The sequence below is a fragment of the Brevibacillus sp. SYP-B805 genome (genome assembly GCF_011059135.1).
Lineage (GTDB): Bacteria > Bacillota > Bacilli > Brevibacillales > Brevibacillaceae > Brevibacillus_F.
The window spans coordinates 100,734-118,562 of record NZ_JAALGD010000015.1 but is presented as its reverse complement, the minus strand read 5'-3'; the positions used below and the strand labels follow the sequence as shown (position 1 = coordinate 118,562).

At 57.4% G+C, this 17,829-nt stretch carries 15 protein-coding genes, 3 tRNA genes and 1 rRNA gene; 16 read left to right on the top strand and 3 right to left on the bottom strand.

Annotated elements, in window-relative coordinates; all coding sequences use genetic code 11:
* The 4 genes from G3578_RS17240 to G3578_RS17225 all read left to right on the top strand — a co-directional run.
* Nucleotides 1–111: ribosomal RNA gene (locus tag G3578_RS17240) — 23S ribosomal RNA — on the top strand; the annotation flags it as partial.
* Nucleotides 112–173: 62 nt separating this feature from the next.
* Nucleotides 174–250 (top strand) — tRNA-Arg (locus G3578_RS17235).
* Nucleotides 251–281: 31 nt separating this feature from the next.
* A tRNA-Pro gene (locus G3578_RS17230) sits at nucleotides 282–358 on the top strand.
* 10 nt (nucleotides 359–368) lie between these two features.
* Nucleotides 369–451: transfer RNA gene (locus G3578_RS17225), tRNA-Leu, on the top strand.
* Between the two features lie 207 nt (nucleotides 452–658).
* Here G3578_RS17225 and G3578_RS17220 read toward each other — a convergent pair.
* Complete coding sequence (locus tag G3578_RS17220; RefSeq protein ID WP_165214208.1) at nucleotides 659–2,734, bottom strand: IucA/IucC family protein; 2,076 nt, start codon at nucleotides 2,732–2,734, stop codon at nucleotides 659–661.
* Between the two features lie 214 nt (nucleotides 2,735–2,948).
* On the opposite strand from G3578_RS17220, the gene G3578_RS17215 reads away from it, so the two are divergent.
* The 11 genes from G3578_RS17215 (at nucleotide 2,949) to G3578_RS17165 (ending at nucleotide 16,283) form a co-directional block, all read left to right on the top strand.
* Nucleotides 2,949–4,835 carry an IucA/IucC family protein gene (locus G3578_RS17215; protein ID WP_165214207.1) on the top strand — a complete coding sequence of 629 codons (1,887 nt, stop codon included), beginning with the start codon at nucleotides 2,949–2,951 and terminating at the stop codon, nucleotides 4,833–4,835.
* A complete protein-coding gene (locus G3578_RS17210; protein ID WP_165214206.1) occupies nucleotides 4,832–5,938 on the top strand; it encodes an alanine/ornithine racemase family PLP-dependent enzyme in 1,107 nt (368 codons plus the stop codon). The genes G3578_RS17215 and G3578_RS17210 overlap by 4 nt, the downstream gene beginning before the upstream one ends.
* Nucleotides 5,939–6,056: 118 nt before the next feature.
* The gene (locus tag G3578_RS17205) at nucleotides 6,057–7,085 is read left to right on the top strand and encodes an ABC transporter substrate-binding protein (protein ID WP_165214205.1); all 1,029 of its coding nucleotides are present in this window, start codon (nucleotides 6,057–6,059) and stop codon (nucleotides 7,083–7,085) included.
* Between the two features lie 20 nt (nucleotides 7,086–7,105).
* Nucleotides 7,106–8,143: a FecCD family ABC transporter permease gene (locus G3578_RS17200; protein ID WP_165214204.1), complete on the top strand. Its 1,038-nt coding sequence runs from the start codon at nucleotides 7,106–7,108 to the stop codon at nucleotides 8,141–8,143.
* The gene (locus G3578_RS17195; RefSeq protein WP_165214203.1) at nucleotides 8,140–9,126 is read left to right on the top strand and encodes a FecCD family ABC transporter permease; all 987 of its coding nucleotides are present in this window, start codon (nucleotides 8,140–8,142) and stop codon (nucleotides 9,124–9,126) included. Before G3578_RS17200 ends, G3578_RS17195 begins: the two co-directional genes overlap by 4 nt.
* 34 nt (nucleotides 9,127–9,160) lie before the next feature.
* Nucleotides 9,161–9,730: a nitroreductase family protein gene (locus tag G3578_RS17190; RefSeq protein ID WP_165214202.1), complete on the top strand. Its 570-nt coding sequence runs from the start codon at nucleotides 9,161–9,163 to the stop codon at nucleotides 9,728–9,730.
* Entirely contained in the window at nucleotides 9,718–10,971 is a 1,254-nt protein-coding gene (locus tag G3578_RS17185; RefSeq protein ID WP_346774029.1) for an MFS transporter, read from the top strand. The genes G3578_RS17190 and G3578_RS17185 overlap by 13 nt, the downstream gene beginning before the upstream one ends.
* A gap of 102 nt (nucleotides 10,972–11,073) precedes the next feature.
* Nucleotides 11,074–11,919, top strand: coding sequence for an ABC transporter ATP-binding protein (locus G3578_RS17180; RefSeq protein ID WP_165214201.1), 846 nt, complete (start codon nucleotides 11,074–11,076; stop codon nucleotides 11,917–11,919).
* 77 nt (nucleotides 11,920–11,996) lie between these two features.
* Entirely contained in the window at nucleotides 11,997–12,518 is a 522-nt protein-coding gene (locus tag G3578_RS17175) for a type 1 glutamine amidotransferase domain-containing protein (protein WP_165214200.1), read from the top strand.
* 150 nt (nucleotides 12,519–12,668) lie between these two features.
* Nucleotides 12,669–14,306: a dynamin family protein gene (locus G3578_RS17170; RefSeq protein ID WP_165214199.1), complete on the top strand. Its 1,638-nt coding sequence runs from the start codon at nucleotides 12,669–12,671 to the stop codon at nucleotides 14,304–14,306.
* 6 nt (nucleotides 14,307–14,312) lie between these two features.
* Nucleotides 14,313–16,283: a dynamin family protein gene (locus G3578_RS17165; RefSeq protein WP_165214198.1), complete on the top strand. Its 1,971-nt coding sequence runs from the start codon at nucleotides 14,313–14,315 to the stop codon at nucleotides 16,281–16,283.
* 76 nt (nucleotides 16,284–16,359) lie between these two features.
* Here the strand turns inward: G3578_RS17165 and G3578_RS17160 are convergent, their stop codons facing one another.
* The gene (locus G3578_RS17160; RefSeq protein WP_165214197.1) at nucleotides 16,360–16,818 is read right to left on the bottom strand and encodes a hypothetical protein; all 459 of its coding nucleotides are present in this window, start codon (nucleotides 16,816–16,818) and stop codon (nucleotides 16,360–16,362) included.
* Between the two features lie 171 nt (nucleotides 16,819–16,989).
* Between G3578_RS17160 and G3578_RS17155 the strand changes: the two genes are divergently transcribed.
* Nucleotides 16,990–17,190, top strand: a complete 201-nt coding sequence (locus G3578_RS17155; protein WP_165214196.1) for a cold-shock protein — start codon at nucleotides 16,990–16,992, stop codon at nucleotides 17,188–17,190.
* A 23-nt stretch (nucleotides 17,191–17,213) separates the two neighbouring features.
* On the opposite strand, the gene G3578_RS17150 is transcribed toward G3578_RS17155, so the two are convergent.
* Nucleotides 17,214–17,732, bottom strand: a complete 519-nt coding sequence (locus G3578_RS17150; protein ID WP_346774028.1) for an NUDIX hydrolase — start codon at nucleotides 17,730–17,732, stop codon at nucleotides 17,214–17,216.
* Nucleotides 17,733–17,829 lie beyond the last annotated feature (97 nt).

The window sequence follows — 17,829 nt, the reverse complement described above, 5'->3', positions numbered from 1 at the left end:
ACAGCGTCAAGCTGGTAAGACCCCTCATAGACGATGAGGTTGATAGGTTCGGTGTGGAAGCGCGGCAACGCGTGGAGCTGACGAATACTAATCGGTCGAGGACTTATCCACAGCAAGCCTTCAGCAAAAAAACTTGCGTATCCAGTTTTGAAGGTATAAAATAGTTAATGCATGTGCCCTTAGCTCAGCCGGATAGAGCGTTTGACTACGAATCAAAAGGTCGGGAGTTCGAATCTCTCAGGGCACGCCATATTCTTCTTCAATCGCATATCCAGTACAATCGGGAAGTGGCTCAGCTTGGTAGAGCGCTTGGTTCGGGACCAAGAGGTCGCAGGTTCAAATCCTGTCTTCCCGACCATTCTATTTTTGCCGGTGTGGCGGAATTGGCAGACGCGCGCGACTCAAAATCGTGAGGGAAACCGTGGGGGTTCGAGTCCCTTCACCGGCACCATTCCATATATGCATAACCCAGCCCAAACGGGCTTTTTTTCATATTGGAAAGCATATCGTTTTTAGGGGCGTAAGCCCCTATTTTTGCAAGCACCCCGCCGACATCAGCACGTTCTGGGGTCCCCAAAAAGTACTCGGATTAAGCTTCGAAGGTCAACGTCACTATTTGGGGTTAAGCATAGCTGAAGTCGGCGGGGTTATTTTAGGTTTACTCGGCAAGCGGGTTCGGAACTTTTGCATACATATATTGATGGGCTTCGCCTATCATCCGCATCCACATGATGGATTTATAATCGGCGTGTTCCTGGAAGAAAAACGCCCGATCCTCCCTCGCTTCTTGTCGCACCGCCGGATCTTGCTCCAAAAGGTCGAAGACGTTTTTGACGGCGTTGCGAACCACTTCCCACAATTCTTCTTCCACAATCCCCGTCCATTGCACGAGAATCACGATCAGTTCGCCCAGGTGGTTTTGCACGACACTGTAAAACATTTTGTTGCGCGCGCTGTCCAGATCGTCTACCAGAATGCGTGATTTGGGATGAAAAGACGTCGGATCGAAACCGGCGTTTTGCAGACGTTGGCGGTAGACCCGAATGCCTTCCCAATCGCGGACAAGCAGTTTGACAGGCTTTCCGTCCGTGTTAAAGACCGGAATGCAATTTTGCAAATGACCTTCCAGGCCGATCCCGTACTTGACCAAAAGACGAATGAAGCCGTCAACGGCAAGCGCCGCGTATTCGCAAAAGAAGGATTTGGCAGAATCCTGAACGGACTTGCCGGCGTGATAGGCGCCGCGATACCGCTCCAGCAATTCCACAATCACCGGTTTGTTCAACCAGTACGGTTTGGCAAGAAGCGCCGAAGCCACCATGGGGATTTCATCTTCATTCACATAGCGATACACGTTTTCGCGGATGACGCAGGCCAGGTTTTCGCTTCGCTCCGTTTGTTTCGAACCCTGATCCTGCGGATGGAGAAAGTGGGCGCCGGCGACTTCCTGCATCAGGATGAATCGCTCGGCGGGAAAGGCGGCATCTTCACGGGCGATGGTTTGCAAAATCCGGCTCATGAGCGGACCGTTATGAATCGTTTGCTCGGACAAGGTTCGCACTTCGCCGGTCAGATCCACTTGCAGGCTAAGTTTAAAGTGCGGTTTGTTGGCGGGTTCCTTCGCCGGCATGAGCGTACGCAAGGACATTCCGGCATAGTAAGGGGAGTCGCAGTCAGGCACCGGGATCAGGTCACCGGACTGAATCTCGGCCAGATAAAGACGCGGCACGATATGTTCCAACTGCCAGGGATGAACCGGGAGAAGAATGAAATCATCCCGGTTTTTTCCCCTTTGTTCCAGCAGAAAAGAAGCGGTCTCGGACAGATGGGGTTCGTGTTTGAACATCTCCGCGTTCCAATCGAAATGCGCATCCCGCGCAGCGACGCTGGCCAAACGCCTGTGAACCAGGATGAAGGACAGGGGGATTTCGCGCTGAAATTCGGAAGCGTAGCGGAACGTTTCCTGTGCGGAAAAACCTTTTCTCATTTTCGCGCCGGGATGGCAGGGATGGCCCTCGATCACCCATTGTTCCGTGCGGGCGTAAAAGCGGTCGCGCAGCGCTGCCGCCAAGACGAACAGGTTCGTGTCGGGACGGAAGGTTGAATAGTGGGCCTGCAGCATGCTGCGATAGGCATGGGCCAGGCTGAGATTGGCCGCACTGTTGCATACGTCCTCGGCAAACATGCGGAAATGAGGGGCCTGTTCGTCGTTGATGCTTTCATTTTCGAGCAGCGTCAGCACGTCCATGGGGTGCTCAAGCGGATGGAACGTCCCGTTTGGATGCATGACGTGATAAGGACCGGCGACCTGGAAGCGGCCAAATGCGTATGATTGCTGGATCGGGACGATCACATCACATCTTTGCTTGGGAAAACCCAAAACAAGGACCCGGTTCACATGGGCAAAGTGATGGGCCAATGGCCGGAACAGGGCGAAAACTTCGTGAACCCGTTGGCGATCCGGTTGCGCATGGGCAGGATCGGGTTTCCAGGATTCGCCGCAGCGGCGCAAAGAGACGGCAGAGCGGCCGAGATTCATGATGTTTTCCCGCAGAATGGAGAGCCACAGCCGCTGCAATATGCCTTCCCGCCCGGTGGGGATCGCCAGCAGAAAAGCATCGTACAGTTCGGGTACCTGGCTGCGCAAAAAATCGGCAATCGCCCTTTCAGCAGCCTGCAAACGAATGTTTTCAACAGCAGCATTTTCCGGAGTGGCAAAGGAGAACAACGTCATCGTGCATGCTCCTTTCAGCATCGCTTTCAAAACCAGATTCCAACAAAAAAACCATATTTACACAGACTGGAAAAGTGTACTATAATCGCATTGGGTAATAATGATAATCATTTTCAATATTAAAGAAAGCTGGATAAAATTTCAATACCGGTTTTTCAGGCTGAACCACTAATGACATTCCATTTTATCCCTTGCTGAAAGAAGGTGAAGAATCATGCCCGTGCTTGAAGGGGATCCAACCGTGCATGCCGTCCGAGCGCGGCAGGATATTCTGGATCGCCTGTTCAACGCCTTCCTTCGTGAAGCGCTGCTGCCCCAGGATTGGTCCATCTCATCGCAGGCGTTTCGCCCGGAAGGAATCCCCCACACGCATGAAGATGCGCACCGCAAACATCGTGAGTGGATTTTGCTCCGGCATGACAAGCGCCAATTTGCTCTCGCGCTGGCCGTCCGGCATGAGGGGGCATTTAAGCGCCGCTCGTTTGCCCATCCCGCCTGGATATGGCAAAACGGCAGCTGGACCGTGTTGAACAAAGTGGAACAGTGCATCGCAATCTTGCGGGAGGTCGCAGGGGTGCCCATCTCCGTGGAAATCGAGCGGGAACTGTTGGACAGCGAGCGCAATTTGACAATGGCCTACGAATGCATGGAATGGAAGCGAAGATGGGCGGCGCGGCAGGGTCAGGACGGTTTGCCGGCAAACAAACGGGAGTCGGCAGCCAACTTTCTGGAATGGGTCCGGCATATGAAGCAGACCGGGGAATTTGACGAGCTGCAGTATTCCGAATCGCTGGTCGTTTCCGGCCATACTCTGCATCCGATGACGAAAACGAAGCTCGGCATGTCCCCGTCCGATGTGCGGCGGTATGCACCCGAATTCGAACAGCGGATTTTCCTGAAAACGGTGTTGGTTCGCAAAGAGCGGGTGAAAGCGACGCTGTTGCAGCCAACTGATTGGGAAAAAACGCTTTTTGCGGACGCGGACGCGTTTCTGCAGCACAGAGAGGCGCTTTGCCGGCACTATCGCGTGGATCCGGCGGATTACATACCTTTTCCGGTACATCCGTGGCAATATGACCATGTACTGCCGGAGCTGTTTCAACAACATGTGCAAAACCGCGATCTGATCCCGCTTCCTTGTCTGGTGGACTCCCGGGCAACCCTGTCGTTTCGCACCCTGGCTGTCACAGGGGCGGATGTTCACGTGAAGCTTCCGGTTCGCGTGCGGGCAACGAGCGCGATCCGAACCGTTTCCCCTGCCATTACGGTAAACGGACCGCTGCTATCCCACGTGATAAAAACCTTGTGGCAGGATGAACGCCTGGTGATTGTGGGCGAACTGGGCGGGGCTTACTTTTCTTCAGAAGATTCTCTTCACGAGGAAAAGGCCCGGAATCTGTCGTTTGTTGTGCGGCAAAACCCGGCCCGTTTGCTTCGCCCGGGCGAAACGGCTTTGGTGGCGGCCAGTTTAACCGCGCAAAGTCCGCTCAGGGAACGCCCCGTCTTTGTGGATGCGATGGAACAGTTTTTTGGCACCTCCCAATTGGGGGAACAGCATGCGCTTGCATATATCAGGCATTATGCCGGTGTTCTGCTGCCGCCGCTTGTGCGATTGCTGCAGAAGTACGGGATCGCTTTGGAGGCGCATATGCAAAATACGATTGTGTGCCTCGAAGAAGGAGCCGTCACCCGTTTTCTGGTGCGCGATCTGGGCGGCGCCCGCATCAGTTTGCCCCGATTGCAGCGGCATCTCCATGATCAGAACGTCGTGGACCGGCTGGCGGGCTCATCCATTTTTGCAGACGACGAAAACGAACTCTACCATAAATTCATCCATGCCGTCATGCAAAATCATGTGGGTGAACTGATTTATCAGATGTCTCTGTACTTTGATGCTGACGAAGCCGGGTTGTGGCGAGCGGTGAAGGACGTGCTTCAATCCTCGCTTTGCCCCTCTTTTCCGCAATACGCAGAGGATTGTCGGGCGCTGTTTCAGCGTGAGGTATTGACGAAAGCGCTGTTCACGATGCGGCTTCAGGATGCTTCGGGGTCCTATTTATACACCCGCCTGCCCAACCCTTTGGCGGTGGAGCCGTCATGAAATTCCCGGCGATGTATATCGATCTCGCCAAAATCCGTCATAATGCGCAGTTGCTCAACCGATACTGCGGGTTGCGCGGCGTGCGCATCGCCGTTGTAACCAAGGGGATTTCCGCGCAGGAACGGATTGTGCGCACGCTCTATGACGCGGGGATTCGGGAGTATGCCGATTCCCGCCTCTCCCAATTGCGCAGGATGCGGCATTGGTTTGGCAAGGAGTGCAGGCTGATGCTGCTGCGCATTCCGTCTCCGAGCGAAGTGCATGAAGTTTTGCAGTACTGCGACGTCAGCCTCAATTCTGATATCGAAACGATCGCACGGCTGGATCAGGCCGCCCGGGCGTATGGCATATTTCATGAAATTCTCCTTATGGTAGAAATGGGCGATCTTCGGGAAGGGATTCTTCCGCATAAACTTGACGCTGTCCTGAAGCAGCTCACGTCCTTCCCGAGAATCCGTCTCGCCGGGATCGGGGCCAATTTTACGTGTTATGGCGGGGTGATTCCCACGGCGGAAACCATGGGGGAACTCTCCCGCTTGGCTCAGCATACGGAGCGGATCGTCGGCTATCCGCTGACCTGCGTTTCCGGAGGCAATTCCAGCAGCCTGCCTTTGATAATGCAGCGGTGCGAGCTGGGAAGAGTCAATCACCTTCGCATCGGGGAGGCGGTTTTCCTGGGCCGGGAGACTGCATATGGACAACGCATCAGCGGTTTGTATCAGGACGCGTTTGAGTTTGCTGCGGAAATCGTGGAGCTGCATGAAAAACCCTCCGTGCCGCAAGGGCCAATTTCCCGGAACGCTTTCGGTCAAATTCCCCGCTTCGAAGACAGGGGCATCCGGTTGAAAGCGATTTTGTCAGCAGGGCGGCTGGACGTGTGCGCGGAGGATTTGAAGCCCTCTGATGCGGAATATGCCATCCTGGGTTCCAGCAGCGATCATCTGATCGTGGACGTGACGGACGGGCCGCCCGTGAAAGTGGGGGAGAGCATAAGGTTTCAACTGACGTACGGAGCCTTGGCCCGTTTGATGAACGGCCGGGGCATTCATAAATATTTTCGATGCGATCCGCTGCTGGAGCTGCTGAGCGCCGTTGAGGCATAAGGCGGAGGGAGTTTGCAGGGCTGCTGGACAAAGGACTTGCAAATTTTGGAGACAGAAGATATTATATTGTTGAAAATGAATATCATTATCGATTATACCAGTCGTTGGGGGGATTTCCATGTCAATACCGTTTTTGGGGGTTCACAGGAGGAAGCGAGCAGCTGGATGGCTGGTCGTTCTTGCCATGATGCTGTTGCTGGCTGGCTGCGGGCAGTCCGCTCCCGGCCCATCCGCTTCGGCCGATACGTCCGCAGGTGCATCAGCCGCTTCCTCCACGTCGGCTTCCGCGCCTTCTTCGTCGGACGCCGCGAATGACGGGAAGAAAACCGTGAAACACGTCTGGGGGGAAACCCCGATTCAAGGCATTCCGCAAAAGGTCGTGGCGCTTGATTTTTACATTGTCGACACGCTGGTCTCCCTGGGCGTTCAGCCTGCAGGGATTGCCGGCACGGGCGATACCCGCGTACCGGCGTACATCAAAGATCAGGTCGGAACATTTACCGATTTGGGGGAACGGAAAGAACCCAATCTGGAAGTGATCCGTTCGCTTGGGCCGGATCTGATCATCGCCAATCCGGAACGCGCCAAAATGATTCGGGGAGAATTGGAGAAAATTGGCCCCACCATTGCGCTAAGCGACGTCAGTTACCAAACGATTCTGGAAAATGTTGATCTGCTGGCTGACGTGTTTGGAAAACCGGATCAGGCGAAGAAAGTCAGAGCGGATCTGGAAGCGAAAATCAAGCAGGCGAAGGAAAAGATCGGCAAACCTTCATCGGTGCTGGTCGTGGGCGTGTTTGAGGATGACATGAGCGTATGGGTGAAAAACTCGTTTATTGCCAGCCTGATGACCGATATCGGCCTGAACTACGTGTTCGAAGGGGAAAAGGAAAAAACGGAAGGCAACGCGGATATTGCTACCTTGACGGTGGAACGGCTGGCCGAACTGAATCCCGATGTGCTGTTCCTGTATGGGGACGGCATCGCCAAACTGAAAGAAAACCCGCTGTTTGCCCAACTGAAGGCGGCGAAGGAACAGCATGTGTACGAAGTGGACCGGGATCTTTGGTCGCGTTCGCGCGGCCCGATTGCGGCAGGGCTGATTGTGGAGGAAGCCGAAGCGCTTCTGAACGGCAAGGGGAAATAGGGAAGGGAGTATAAGCGAAGATGATCATGTCGGGAGCAACAAGACCGAACGGACAAAGGGAAACGCGCTCCCTTCCCTTCCTTCTTTTATATGGCGGTCTCTTCGCATTATTGATTGCGGCGGCAGCAGCGGCCCTGTTTTGGCGGGTCAAGGGGTTGACGTTCGAGCATTGGCTTCGGTTATTCGAGGGCGAAACCGACAGTTTGGTGGCCTATACCGTATGGAGCGTCCGTCTGCCGCGGGTGCTGCTGGCGCTGTTCCTCGGCGCAGTTCTTGCCGTTGCCGGATGCCTGCTGCAGGGAATGACGCGCAACGATATGGCGGACCCCGAGGTGATCGGGGTGAACCAGGGGGCCTCCCTGTTTGTGGTGCTTGGTCTCCTTTTTTTCGATACGGAAAACGTTTCGTTGCTGATCCTGCTGTGCGCGTTCTTCGGAGCTCTCCTGGGAGGCGGCGTCGTCTATATCCTCTCTTTGCAGGGGCGATATACACCCGCTCGCCTGGTATTGGCGGGGCTTGCCGTCTCTTTCTTTTTCGGTTCGCTGACCACAGGGCTGCTGCTGATGTATGACACCACCTTGTCCGACCTTCTTTTCTGGATGGCGGGGAAATTGTCCGGCGCCAGCTGGACGGACGTTCGCGTCGCGCTGTGCGTGTTGTTCCCGGCCGTGCTGTGCAGCTGGGGGTTCGGGCCGCAGCTGAATGTGCTGGCATTGGGCGATGAGGTGGCGGGCGGTCTCGGGCAGCGGATCGTGTTCATCCGCCGGATGTCGATGCTGCTGGCGTCCGTATTGGTGGGCGGCTCTGTCGCCCTGGCGGGACCAATCGGTTATGTGGGATTGATGGTGCCGCATATGGCGCGTCTGCTGACAGGGCCTGATTACCGCGTGCTGATTCCGCTGTCCGCCTTGTTGGGAGCCGATGTGCTGCTGTTGGCGGATTTGGCGGGACAGATGTTGTTTTATCCCGTGGAAATACCGGTCGGGATCATGACGGCCTTGACGGGAACCCCGTTTTTTCTGTTCCTTCTGCAGCGGAAAAGGGGGGAGAGCGCATGAGGCCGCGTCGACAAAGCAGGCGATGCCGTTTTCTGTTCCTGTTGCTGACCGGATGCGGGCTTTTGCTCGTTTGCGCGGCGCTCAGCCTGCGGTTCGGGGCGGTTTCCGTCTCCTGGAACCAGCTCATTGAACAGTGGCGCACGGGACAAGGCATCGTGGTTGAATATCGCCTGCCTAGGCTGTTGGCGGCGATGCTGGTGGGGATGAACATGGCCGTGGCCGGTTCTGTCATCCAGGGGGTGAGCCGCAATCCGATGGCGGCTCCCGATTTGATCGGCCTCAATGCGGGCGGCGGTCTGGCCATCGCCGTCCTGCTGCTTATGATTCCGGATTTTCCGGCCTACACCCTGCCTGTAGCGGCGTTTTGCGGCGCGGCGGCTGCCGGGGGACTGGTGTTTCTGCTGGCGTACCGGAAAGGGGGCATCGCTCCCGTCCGGCTGGTGCTGAGCGGAGTGGCTGTAGGCAGCGGACTGCAGGCGCTCATTACGCTGCTGTTGGTCAAATATGCGCCCAATGCCGCGCAAGCCCTGGTTTTTCTGAAGGGAAGCCTCTACGCCCGCACGTGGCAGCATGTGGAAATGATTGCGCCATGGGCGCTGATCGGCATCCCGCTGGCCTTTTTCGCTTGCCGGTATTTGTCGATTTTGCAGCTGGACGAAGAAAGTATCAAAGGGTTGGGGCTGCGCGTGAATCTCGTCCGCCTGCTTCTGCTCGTCCTGGTCGTCGCTTTGGCCGGCAGCGCGGTAGCCGTGGCGGGCACGATCGGCTTTGTCGGATTGATGGTGCCGCATCTGGTGAAATACCGGATCGGTCCGGATTTTCGCTTCGTGATCCCGCTGTCCGCCCTGTTCGGGGCGCTGCTGGTCGTGATTGCGGATCTGCTAGGACGCGTGATCATGCCGCCTGCGGAAATTCCTGCGGGGATCATTACAGCCCTGCTTGGCGCACCGTATTTTTTGTATTTGCTGGTCATGCGGAAATAAGCCCGTTTCCGTCCGTCGAAGGAGTGATGTTTTCATGGACGTGTGGCAAGCCATTCGCACCCGGAGAAGCATCGGCAAAGTAAAACCGGATCCCGTTGAGCGCCATTTGATCGAACAATTGCTGGATGCGGCCGTGCGGGCTCCCGATCATTTCGGCTCCGAGCCGTGGCGCTTTTTTGTCATAACCGGGGAGGGGCGCAGGGTGCTCGGCAACGTTTTGGCGGAGATCGTTTTGGAAAAAGCGGGGGACCTGGCGGAAGAGGAAAAAGAGCGGCTTCGCAGGCAGCAGGAGGCCAGGGCATTGCGGGCTCCGGTCGTGATTGCCGTGGCGGCGGTGTTGTCGGAGGAGCCGCCCATCAAACGGAAAGAGGAGCTGGCGGCGACCCATGCCGCCGTACAAAATATGCTGCTTGCAGCCCACGGGTTGGGGCTGGGCACCATCTGGCGAACCGGCGAACCCCTCTATCACCCAAGGATGCTGGAAGCCTTCGGATTGCGCCCGCCTGCCGAAATGGTCGCCCTCGTATATGTGGGCTATCCCGATATGCCGCCGCCTTCGTTCAAGCGGATCTCTTACGCGGAAAAGACGGTGTGGTTGAGTTGAAAGCCAGAGCGGATTGTGCCTCACAACACCTTTTGCCTCGTTCGGCCTTCTTGAACGCCTGGCGCAGCAAGCCGTTTCTCCATTTCATGTGGGGATCGCTGATTTCCCGCGTCGGCGACTGGATGGATCTCACGGCGATGAATTGGGCGATTCTCCAATGGACCCATTCCCCCCTTGCCCTGGGAGCCGTCAACGCCTGCCGATTGCTTCCCGCTTTGCTCTGCGGCCTTCCGGCGGGTGTGCTGGCAGACCGCATGAATCGCCGCCAACTGCTGCTCCTGCTGCAGACGGGGATCATGCTGCTTTCCCTGCTCCTTTTTTTCCTGTTCCTGCAGCAGGTTCATCTGGGGGCTGTTCTGGTGGGGATTGCGGCCCGATCCGCCCTGCAGACGATGGAGCCGATTGTCCGCAACGCGCTGTTTCCCAACCTGGTGACGAAGGAAGCGGTACCCAGCGCCATCGCTGCCAACGTGGCTGTCCTGAACCTGTCGCGCATCATCGGGCCCGCCGTGGCCGGAACGCTGATGCTGTACATGGAGCCCGAGATGCTGATCCTGCTGAACGGCCTGAGTACACCGGTTGTCCTCTGGTCGCTCTTGCTTCTCCCCCGGACCGCGGATGCATCCGCGAGCCGCATGGCGCAAGAAACATCGTCCGGGCTCGGGGAAGCGTTTCGTTATATCCGGTCTCATCCCGTCGTATTATCGTTATTATGGCTTGCGGTGGTTCCGATGGTTTTTCTCTTTCCATACACTTCCATGCTGCCGGTCTTTGCGCGCGACTTGCTGAAAGTGGGGCCGGAATCGTTCGGGGCGCTGCTTTCCATGTCTGCCGCAGGGGCGCTGACGGGGTCGTTGTGGCTGTCTTTCGGTAGACCGATCCGCCGCACCGGCCTGTGGCTGCTTGGCTCCATTGTGATGTGCGGATTGGGTTTGCTTTGCTTTTTGTTTTCCTCCTTCTTTTGGCAGGCTTTGGCTTCCATGTATGCCGTAGGATTGTTCAGCCAAATTTACCGCACCATGAGCCGCATCACGCTGCAGATGCAGGTGGATGACCGATTGCGCGGCAGACTTTTAAGCATTGCGCTGATGGACAGAGGATTCATCCCCTTGGGAGCCCTGTTGTTCGGCGCGGTTGCCGAATGGGCCAACGCCCTCGCTGCCGGCCTGGCCATGGCCGCAGGATGCATTGTGGTTACGCTTTTGGTTGGGGGGGTTCATCGGGAAATCCGAACGATGTAGCGATACCTGATCGGCACGCCTTTTATTCCGCACCCGCTTGGCAAACCGAGCGGCTGTGCCAATCCATGGTTTCCATTACGCCAGAAAGGAAAGTGAACACGAATGGAACGTCTGTACACCCGCCAGCTCGATATTGGCTATACGGATGCCGTGATTGTCCAAAATCTGAATTTGTCCGTCCCTACCGGCAAAATCACCGCCCTCGTCGGCGCGAACGGTTCGGGAAAATCCACGATCCTGAAAACCATGGCGCGGATCATGAAGCCAAAGGCGGGGGGCGTCATCTTGGACGGCAAAGCGATTCACGAGCAGCCAACCAAGGCCGTCGCCAAGCAGTTGGCCATTTTGCCGCAAAATCCGACGGCGCCGGCCGGATTGACCGTATCCGAGCTAATCAGCTATGGCCGCTTCCCGCATCAGAAAGGATTCAGCGCTTTCACCCGGGAAGACAAGGAAGTCGTCCGGTGGGCACTTCACGTGACCGGCATGGAACCGTTTGCCGAACGGCCGGTTGATCAGCTGTCCGGCGGGCAGCGTCAGCGGGCGTGGATCGCCATGACGCTTGCCCAGCAGACGGATATCTTGTTTCTGGATGAGCCCACCACCTTTCTGGACATGGCACATCAATTGGAAGTGCTGCATCTGCTGCAAAGGTTGAACCGCGAAGAGGGGCGAACGATCGTGATGGTGGTCCACGATCTGAACCATGCCTCCCGGTACGCCCATTACATCGTCGCGATCAAATCGGGAACCGTCGTCAGCGAAGGAGCGCCCCGGGACGTGATCACCAAGGAAGTGCTTCGCGAGGTATTTGCCATCGAGGCAGACATCCTGTACGATCCGCGAACGGGAGTGCCCTTGTGTCTGCCTTACGCATTGTTCACGGGTGAGGCAGACCATGAGTGGGAATGGGCAAAAGAGGGTGTCCTGGCGGCTGCCGAAACATGAGCCGGCTCCTGCAACCGCGAAGTGCTGGAAGTGGTGAAAGCGATCCTGCTACAATAAAGGATAAGGAGGGATCGGAGATGCGTTTGCAAGGCAAGCGAGTCCTTTGTTTCGTCGAACACGAATTTGAAGATCTGGAACTGTGGTACCCGGTGCTGAGGCTGCGGGAGGAAGGCGCCACCGTGGAGCTTGCCGGACCGGAGGCTCGCACCAAATATATCGGAAAATACGGCGTGCCCTGCGAGACGGACAAGTCGCTGGATGAGATCCGGCCGCAGGATTACGACGGGGTGCTGGTGCCGGGAGGATGGGCACCGGATAAACTGCGCCGCTACCCGCAGGTTCTTTCGTTCATCCAGGCGATGGATCAAGCCAAAAAGCCGATCGGCCATATCTGCCATGCGGGATGGGTATTGATTTCGGCCAGAATCCTGCAGGGCGTAAAAACCACCTCCACCCCGGGCATCAAGGACGACATGGAGAACGCCGGGGCGATTTGGGTGGATGAAGAGGTGGTCGTGGACGGCCACATCGTCGGATCGCGCCGCCCGCCGGATCTGCCGGCCTATGCCAAGGCCTTTGCCGATCTGTTGGCGCAATAAAATAATGGGAAGACAGCCTTCAGTCACATGGGACTGAAGGTTGCTTTTTTCCTGATGGAAATCATACCATTGTAGCAAGCTTTTCAATTCTGTTACAATTGCGAAGTGAGACTGTATACGAGCGTGAGGAAAAGATGGAGATGATTGACCATGAGTGCGATTGACATACACCAGCAAGAGGAGAGCCTGACTGCGCGGGCGGCCCGCATGGAAGAGGCGGCGCAGACCATGGCGGCTGCCGGGGACGGGAAGAATGCGGCCAAGCTGCAGCAGCTGGCGGAGAAAGTGCGCCGGGGCGAGATGAACATCGCCTTCTGCGGCCACTTCTCGGCCGGGAAATCGACGATGATCAACACCTTGTTGGGGGTGAATCTTCTCCCTTCCAATCCGATTCCCACCAGCGCCAATGTGGTGAAGATTCGCGGCGGGGAGAAGGCGGCCCGCGTCTACACCCGCAATGGCTCCGTACTTGCCTTTGATCCGGATACGCAGATGGACGAACTGAAAAAGTGTGCGGTTGACGGCGATGCGGTCGAGTGGGTGGAGATCGCGTATCCCGGCACCTTTTTGACCGCAGAGACAAGCTTGCTGGATACGCCGGGCATCGACTCGACCGACGCGGCCCACAAGATCGCCACCGAGTCGGCGCTGCACCTGGCTGACGCGGTCATCTACATGATGGACTACAATCATGTGCAGGCGGAGGAGAACTTCCACTTCACCAAGATGCTGAAGGATCGGGGCAAGCCGGTCTATCTGGTGATCAACATGATCGACAAGCATATCGACTTCGAGCTGGACTTCGACAGCTACAAGGAGAGCGTGGAAGAGGCGTTTGCCACCTGGCACATCAAGCCGGACGGCATCTTCTACACGTCCCTGGCCGAACCGGATCACCCGGAGAACCAGTATGACGCGTTCCGGGACCGGCTGATGCAGCTCATGGCCCAACGGGAAACGGTGATCCGGGAGAGCGCGGTCCATGCCGCCCATACGCTTATCGAGGAGCATGTGCGCCATCTGTCCCGGCAGCATGCCGACGAGCGGCAGGCGCTGGAGGAGAAGCGGGACTCTCTCGGGGAGGAAGTCGGGTGCAGCGATCGGGATCAGGTGATGGCGGCCCTGCAGGAAACGAAGGCGCAGCTTGAAGCGGCAGCCGCCCAGACCCGGACGGCCCAAGCGCACATGGAAAAAGAACTGAACCAGCTGCTCGAAAATGCGCGGCTTACCTACTACACCACGAATGAAGCGGCGGAACGCTACCTGGAGAGCCGCAAGCCCGGCTTCAAGGTAGGCTTGCTGTTCACCGCCAGGAAGACGGAAGAAGAACGGGCGCAGCGTCTGGCTGCCCTTCTCGCCGATTTCCGGGAGAAGGTCTCCGCCAATCTCGATTTCCACTTCAAGGAGCTGATGGCCCGCCTGCCGCAGGAATACGGGATTCGCGATGAAGCCTACCATGCCGATGTGCATGCCTGCGAGATCCCGGTCACGGGTGAGTTTCTCGCCGCCCAGGTGAAGGAAGGGGCGGGGACGCGCGAGTACGTGCTCAATTACTGTCAGGATATCTCCAACGGGATCAAGACCGAATACCGGCGGGCGGGGCTCGCCTTTATCGAGCGCGTCTGCGGGCAGCTGCGGCAGCGCGCGGAGGCCGAACAAACCGGGCTGACGGAGCGGCAGAACCGGCTCCAGGCCTTGGCTGCCGTGTACGAAGAGCTTGAGCGGCTGGACAAACGGGAACAGGAAGCGGCCAACCGGCTGCAGGCGATTTTAGGAGAAGGGGTTTAACGACGGATGAACCAACTGAAGCAAACGCTGCTTGCAGCGGCAGAGAAACTGATCAAAACAAGCGAGGCGATCAGCGGCGTCCCCGGGATGCAGGGGCAGGCGAAAGCCTTGCGGGAGCGGGCGGAACGGCTGCGGGAGAACCGTTTCACGGTCGCGCTGTTCGGCGCATTCAGCGCGGGCAAGTCATCCTTCGCCAATGCGCTGATGGGGGATCTGGTGCTGCCGGTCTCTCCCAACCCGACGACGGCGGCGATCAACAAGATCATGCCGCCGGACGAGCAGCATGCCCACGGGACGGTGCGCGTGGTCTTGAAATCGCGCGAGGTGCTGGAACAGGACGTCCTGCGCTCGCTGGCGGTGTTCGAAATCGAGGCCGCAGACATGGAGAGCGCGCTCGCGGCGGTGGACCAGATCGATGTCGCCCAGATCGCAGCCACGGTCAAACCGCATTACACGTTTATCAGAGCGGTGAAAAAGGGGATGCCGGAGATGGCTCCCCATATCGGCGGCGAGCTGGTCGTCGACATGCAGGCATTCAAAGGCTTCGTCGCCAAGGAAGAGAAAGCCTGCTTTGCCGAATTCATCGAACTTTACTACGCCTGTCCGCTGACCGATCAGGGCATCGTGCTGGTGGATACGCCTGGGGCGGACTCCATCAACGCCCGCCACACCGGAGTCGCCTTTGAATACATGAAAAATGCGGATGCGGTGCTGTTCGTTACCTATTACAACCATGCGTTCGCCCAGGCCGACCGCGAATTTCTGCTGCAAATGGGGCGCGTGAAAGAGACCTTTGAGCTGGACAAGATGTTTTTCCTGGTGAATGCCGCCGACCTGGCCGCCTCTCCCGAAGAGCTGGCGGGGGTCGTCGCCCACGTGGAGAAAAACCTGCTCGCCTGCGGCATCCGGTTCCCCCGCATTTATCCGGTATCCAGCCAGACCGCCCTGCTGGCAAGGATGCACGGGGCGGGCAAATTGAGCGCCTCGGCGGAAAAACTGTACCGGGAGCGCACCCATCGTACCGCCGGCGAAGCGCTGATGCCGGAGGAAGAGGCGTTGGAGTTGTCCGGTCTGTCGGCGTTTGAGAGAGACTTCCGGCGTTTTACGCTGGAGGAGCTGACCCAAATGGCCGTGGATGCGGCTCTGGGCGAGATCAGGCGGGCCCACGATACGTTGGGCGAGTGGATCGCGCTTGCGGAAGAAGGGGAAAGCGTCCGGCAGGAACGGAGAAAAGCGGCCGAGGCGATGCGCCAGGAGGCCCTGCAGCTGGTTGCCGGGATCTCCGTCGCCCCGGAGGAACGGGATCTGGCGAAGGAGCGGGAAGAACTGCTTTATTATGTGAAACAGCGGCTGTTTTTCCGCTTCCCTGAACTGTTCAGCCATGCGTTTAATCCGGCCGTGCTGAAAGAGGACGGCCGCAACATGAAGCAGGCGCTCCAACAATGTCTTCAGGAACTGCTGCGGGCTGTCAGCTATGATCTGGGGCAGGAGCTGCGGGCCACATCCCTGCGGCTGGAGAAATTCCTGAACAAGACAGGGGCGGCGCTGGTGAAACGGTGGGAAACGGATTTGGCCCGCTATCTGCAGGGCGCCACCCTGGCACCGTATGCCAACCGGCAGGTGGAGACACCGGCGTTTGCCGAGGAACTGCCGGGGACAGGGACGGCTGAGCTGCAGGCGGCGCTGAAGCTGTTCAAGAATGCGAAAGACTTTTTTGAGCTGGACGGGAAGTCTGCCATGCGGGATGCGTTGGAGAAAGCCCTTCAGCAGCCGGTCGCCCACTACCTGGCGCAGGGCGGACAGCTGCTGGAAGACCGCTTCGCCGCTGCGTTTGCCGAGATGGTGGCCGATGAACGCCAGCGCGTAACCGAGCAGGTGGAAGAATATTTCACCGGCGTCTTTGCTGCCTTGGAGATGCAGGTGGACATCGGCGACCTGCTGACCAGGCAAAAGACGGTCGCATCCCTTCTGGCGTAACGCGGATGAAAACAGGCAGGCGATGCTCCCTGCGAAAGGAAGCATCGCCTGTTTTTTTCCATGATGACGGGCGGTGTCACTGCACCTGAATCTGTCCGTTTTGATCGAGAATGACATTGAATTCCTTGATCACGGCGGGAGCTTCGTTCGGGTTGGTCAAGCTGTAGCGCAGGACCTGAAAGGTGCCGTCGGCGGTCAGTTTCCCCCTGAATTCGATGCCAAACAGCTCCGACCGGTAAAAGCTGAAGTTGGCGAGCTCCGTTTTTTTCAATTCTTCGGTCAGCAGCTTGCCGTCCCCGGAGAACATCGCCTTGCGCAGGGCTTCGGACGAATCGTATTTTTGCTGCAAATAGGCTTTCAGCTGCTGGGCGACTTCCGATTCGGCGAACTGTTTTCCCTGCTGAACCACTTCTTTGCCCGCTTCGATGGCTTGTTTGCCCGCTTCCACGGCCTGCTGGGCATTCTGCACCCCCTGGGTGAGATCGGAACAGCCGGCCAACAGCATCATGGACAGCAATATCGGAGCGTAACGCATGGTTTCTTCTCCTTTCAATCTGAGAGGTTGTCTCGACTTCCCTTATTTATTGTAGCGGAAGGGAACGCCGGTTAGAATATTTTTTTGTCCGGGGCGGCTCCTCTTCCCGGGACTCCGCATATGATGGTACTCAGAGCGGAACCGCTTGATCGATGCAAGGGAGGAAGATGGATGCAGGGAAAGGTAAAATGGTTTAACAAGGAAAAAGGGTATGGATTTATTGAAAGAGAAGGCGGTCCTGATATTTTCGTTCATTATACAGCAATCGACGGAGCAGGCTACCGTAATCTGGAAGAGGGAGAATGGGTCACATTCGAGGTGATTACGGGCCAGCGCGGCCTGCAGGCGGCCAACGTCGTCCGCAGCGGGTAAACGAAAAAGGGAGAGCATCCGGGTCACCGAGGGTGGCCCGTTTTTTTGTACGGCGCAATCCCGCATTCGCGTGCATGGTCGGCGGTAATGGTGTCAAACCGCTTGATGAGCGCGTTGGCAATGGGTATGACGGGCGGGCTGAGATCGGCAGGCAGCTGATCGATCGCAAAAAAGCCGTAGGCCCGGCTCTCTTCGTTGATGCTGATTTCCCCCTCATACCGGTTCGCGGTAAAGACGACATCCACCACGTACACTTCATCGCCATGCGGATAGACATAATGCAGCTCTTCACCGGAAAAAACCCCGAACAGGGAAAGGTCATGGAGGGTCAGTCCCGTCTCCTCAAACACTTCCCTTCTGGCCGTCTGCTCAATCTTCTCCCCGAGTTCGTGGGCTCCTCCGGGAAAACACCAGCCGTTATTGTCACTTCGCTGCAGCATCAGGACATGGCGGTTCCGGTCAAAAATGATGACGCTTGCCCCGCAGATGAGCAGGGGCCTCGTGCCGATGATTTTTCGCATCTCCTTGACATAGTCGTCCACGGGTATCCCACCATTCCATTGCAAGATTTGGAAAGATCGCATCTCTCGCAACATCATAGTATTCCAGACAAGTCGGGAGGAACAGGCAAATAGACGG

What these genes read in the sequence shown, in the direction of transcription:
- G3578_RS17220 (WP_165214208.1), bottom strand. Translation starts at nt 2,734, where the DNA reads ATGACGTTGTTCTCCTTTGCCACTCCGGAAAATGCTGCTGTTGAAAAC.
- G3578_RS17215 (WP_165214207.1), top strand. Translation starts at nt 2,949, where the DNA reads ATGCCCGTGCTTGAAGGGGATCCAACCGTGCATGCCGTCCGAGCGCGG.
- G3578_RS17210 (WP_165214206.1), top strand. Translation starts at nt 4,832, where the DNA reads ATGAAATTCCCGGCGATGTATATCGATCTCGCCAAAATCCGTCATAAT.
- G3578_RS17205 (WP_165214205.1), top strand. Translation starts at nt 6,057, where the DNA reads ATGTCAATACCGTTTTTGGGGGTTCACAGGAGGAAGCGAGCAGCTGGA.
- G3578_RS17200 (WP_165214204.1), top strand. Translation starts at nt 7,106, where the DNA reads ATGATCATGTCGGGAGCAACAAGACCGAACGGACAAAGGGAAACGCGC.
- G3578_RS17195 (WP_165214203.1), top strand. Translation starts at nt 8,140, where the DNA reads ATGAGGCCGCGTCGACAAAGCAGGCGATGCCGTTTTCTGTTCCTGTTG.
- G3578_RS17190 (WP_165214202.1), top strand. Translation starts at nt 9,161, where the DNA reads ATGGACGTGTGGCAAGCCATTCGCACCCGGAGAAGCATCGGCAAAGTA.
- G3578_RS17180 (WP_165214201.1), top strand. Translation starts at nt 11,074, where the DNA reads ATGGAACGTCTGTACACCCGCCAGCTCGATATTGGCTATACGGATGCC.
- G3578_RS17175 (WP_165214200.1), top strand. Translation starts at nt 11,997, where the DNA reads ATGCGTTTGCAAGGCAAGCGAGTCCTTTGTTTCGTCGAACACGAATTT.
- G3578_RS17170 (WP_165214199.1), top strand. Translation starts at nt 12,669, where the DNA reads ATGAGTGCGATTGACATACACCAGCAAGAGGAGAGCCTGACTGCGCGG.
- G3578_RS17165 (WP_165214198.1), top strand. Translation starts at nt 14,313, where the DNA reads ATGAACCAACTGAAGCAAACGCTGCTTGCAGCGGCAGAGAAACTGATC.
- G3578_RS17160 (WP_165214197.1), bottom strand. Translation starts at nt 16,818, where the DNA reads ATGCGTTACGCTCCGATATTGCTGTCCATGATGCTGTTGGCCGGCTGT.
- G3578_RS17155 (WP_165214196.1), top strand. Translation starts at nt 16,990, where the DNA reads ATGCAGGGAAAGGTAAAATGGTTTAACAAGGAAAAAGGGTATGGATTT.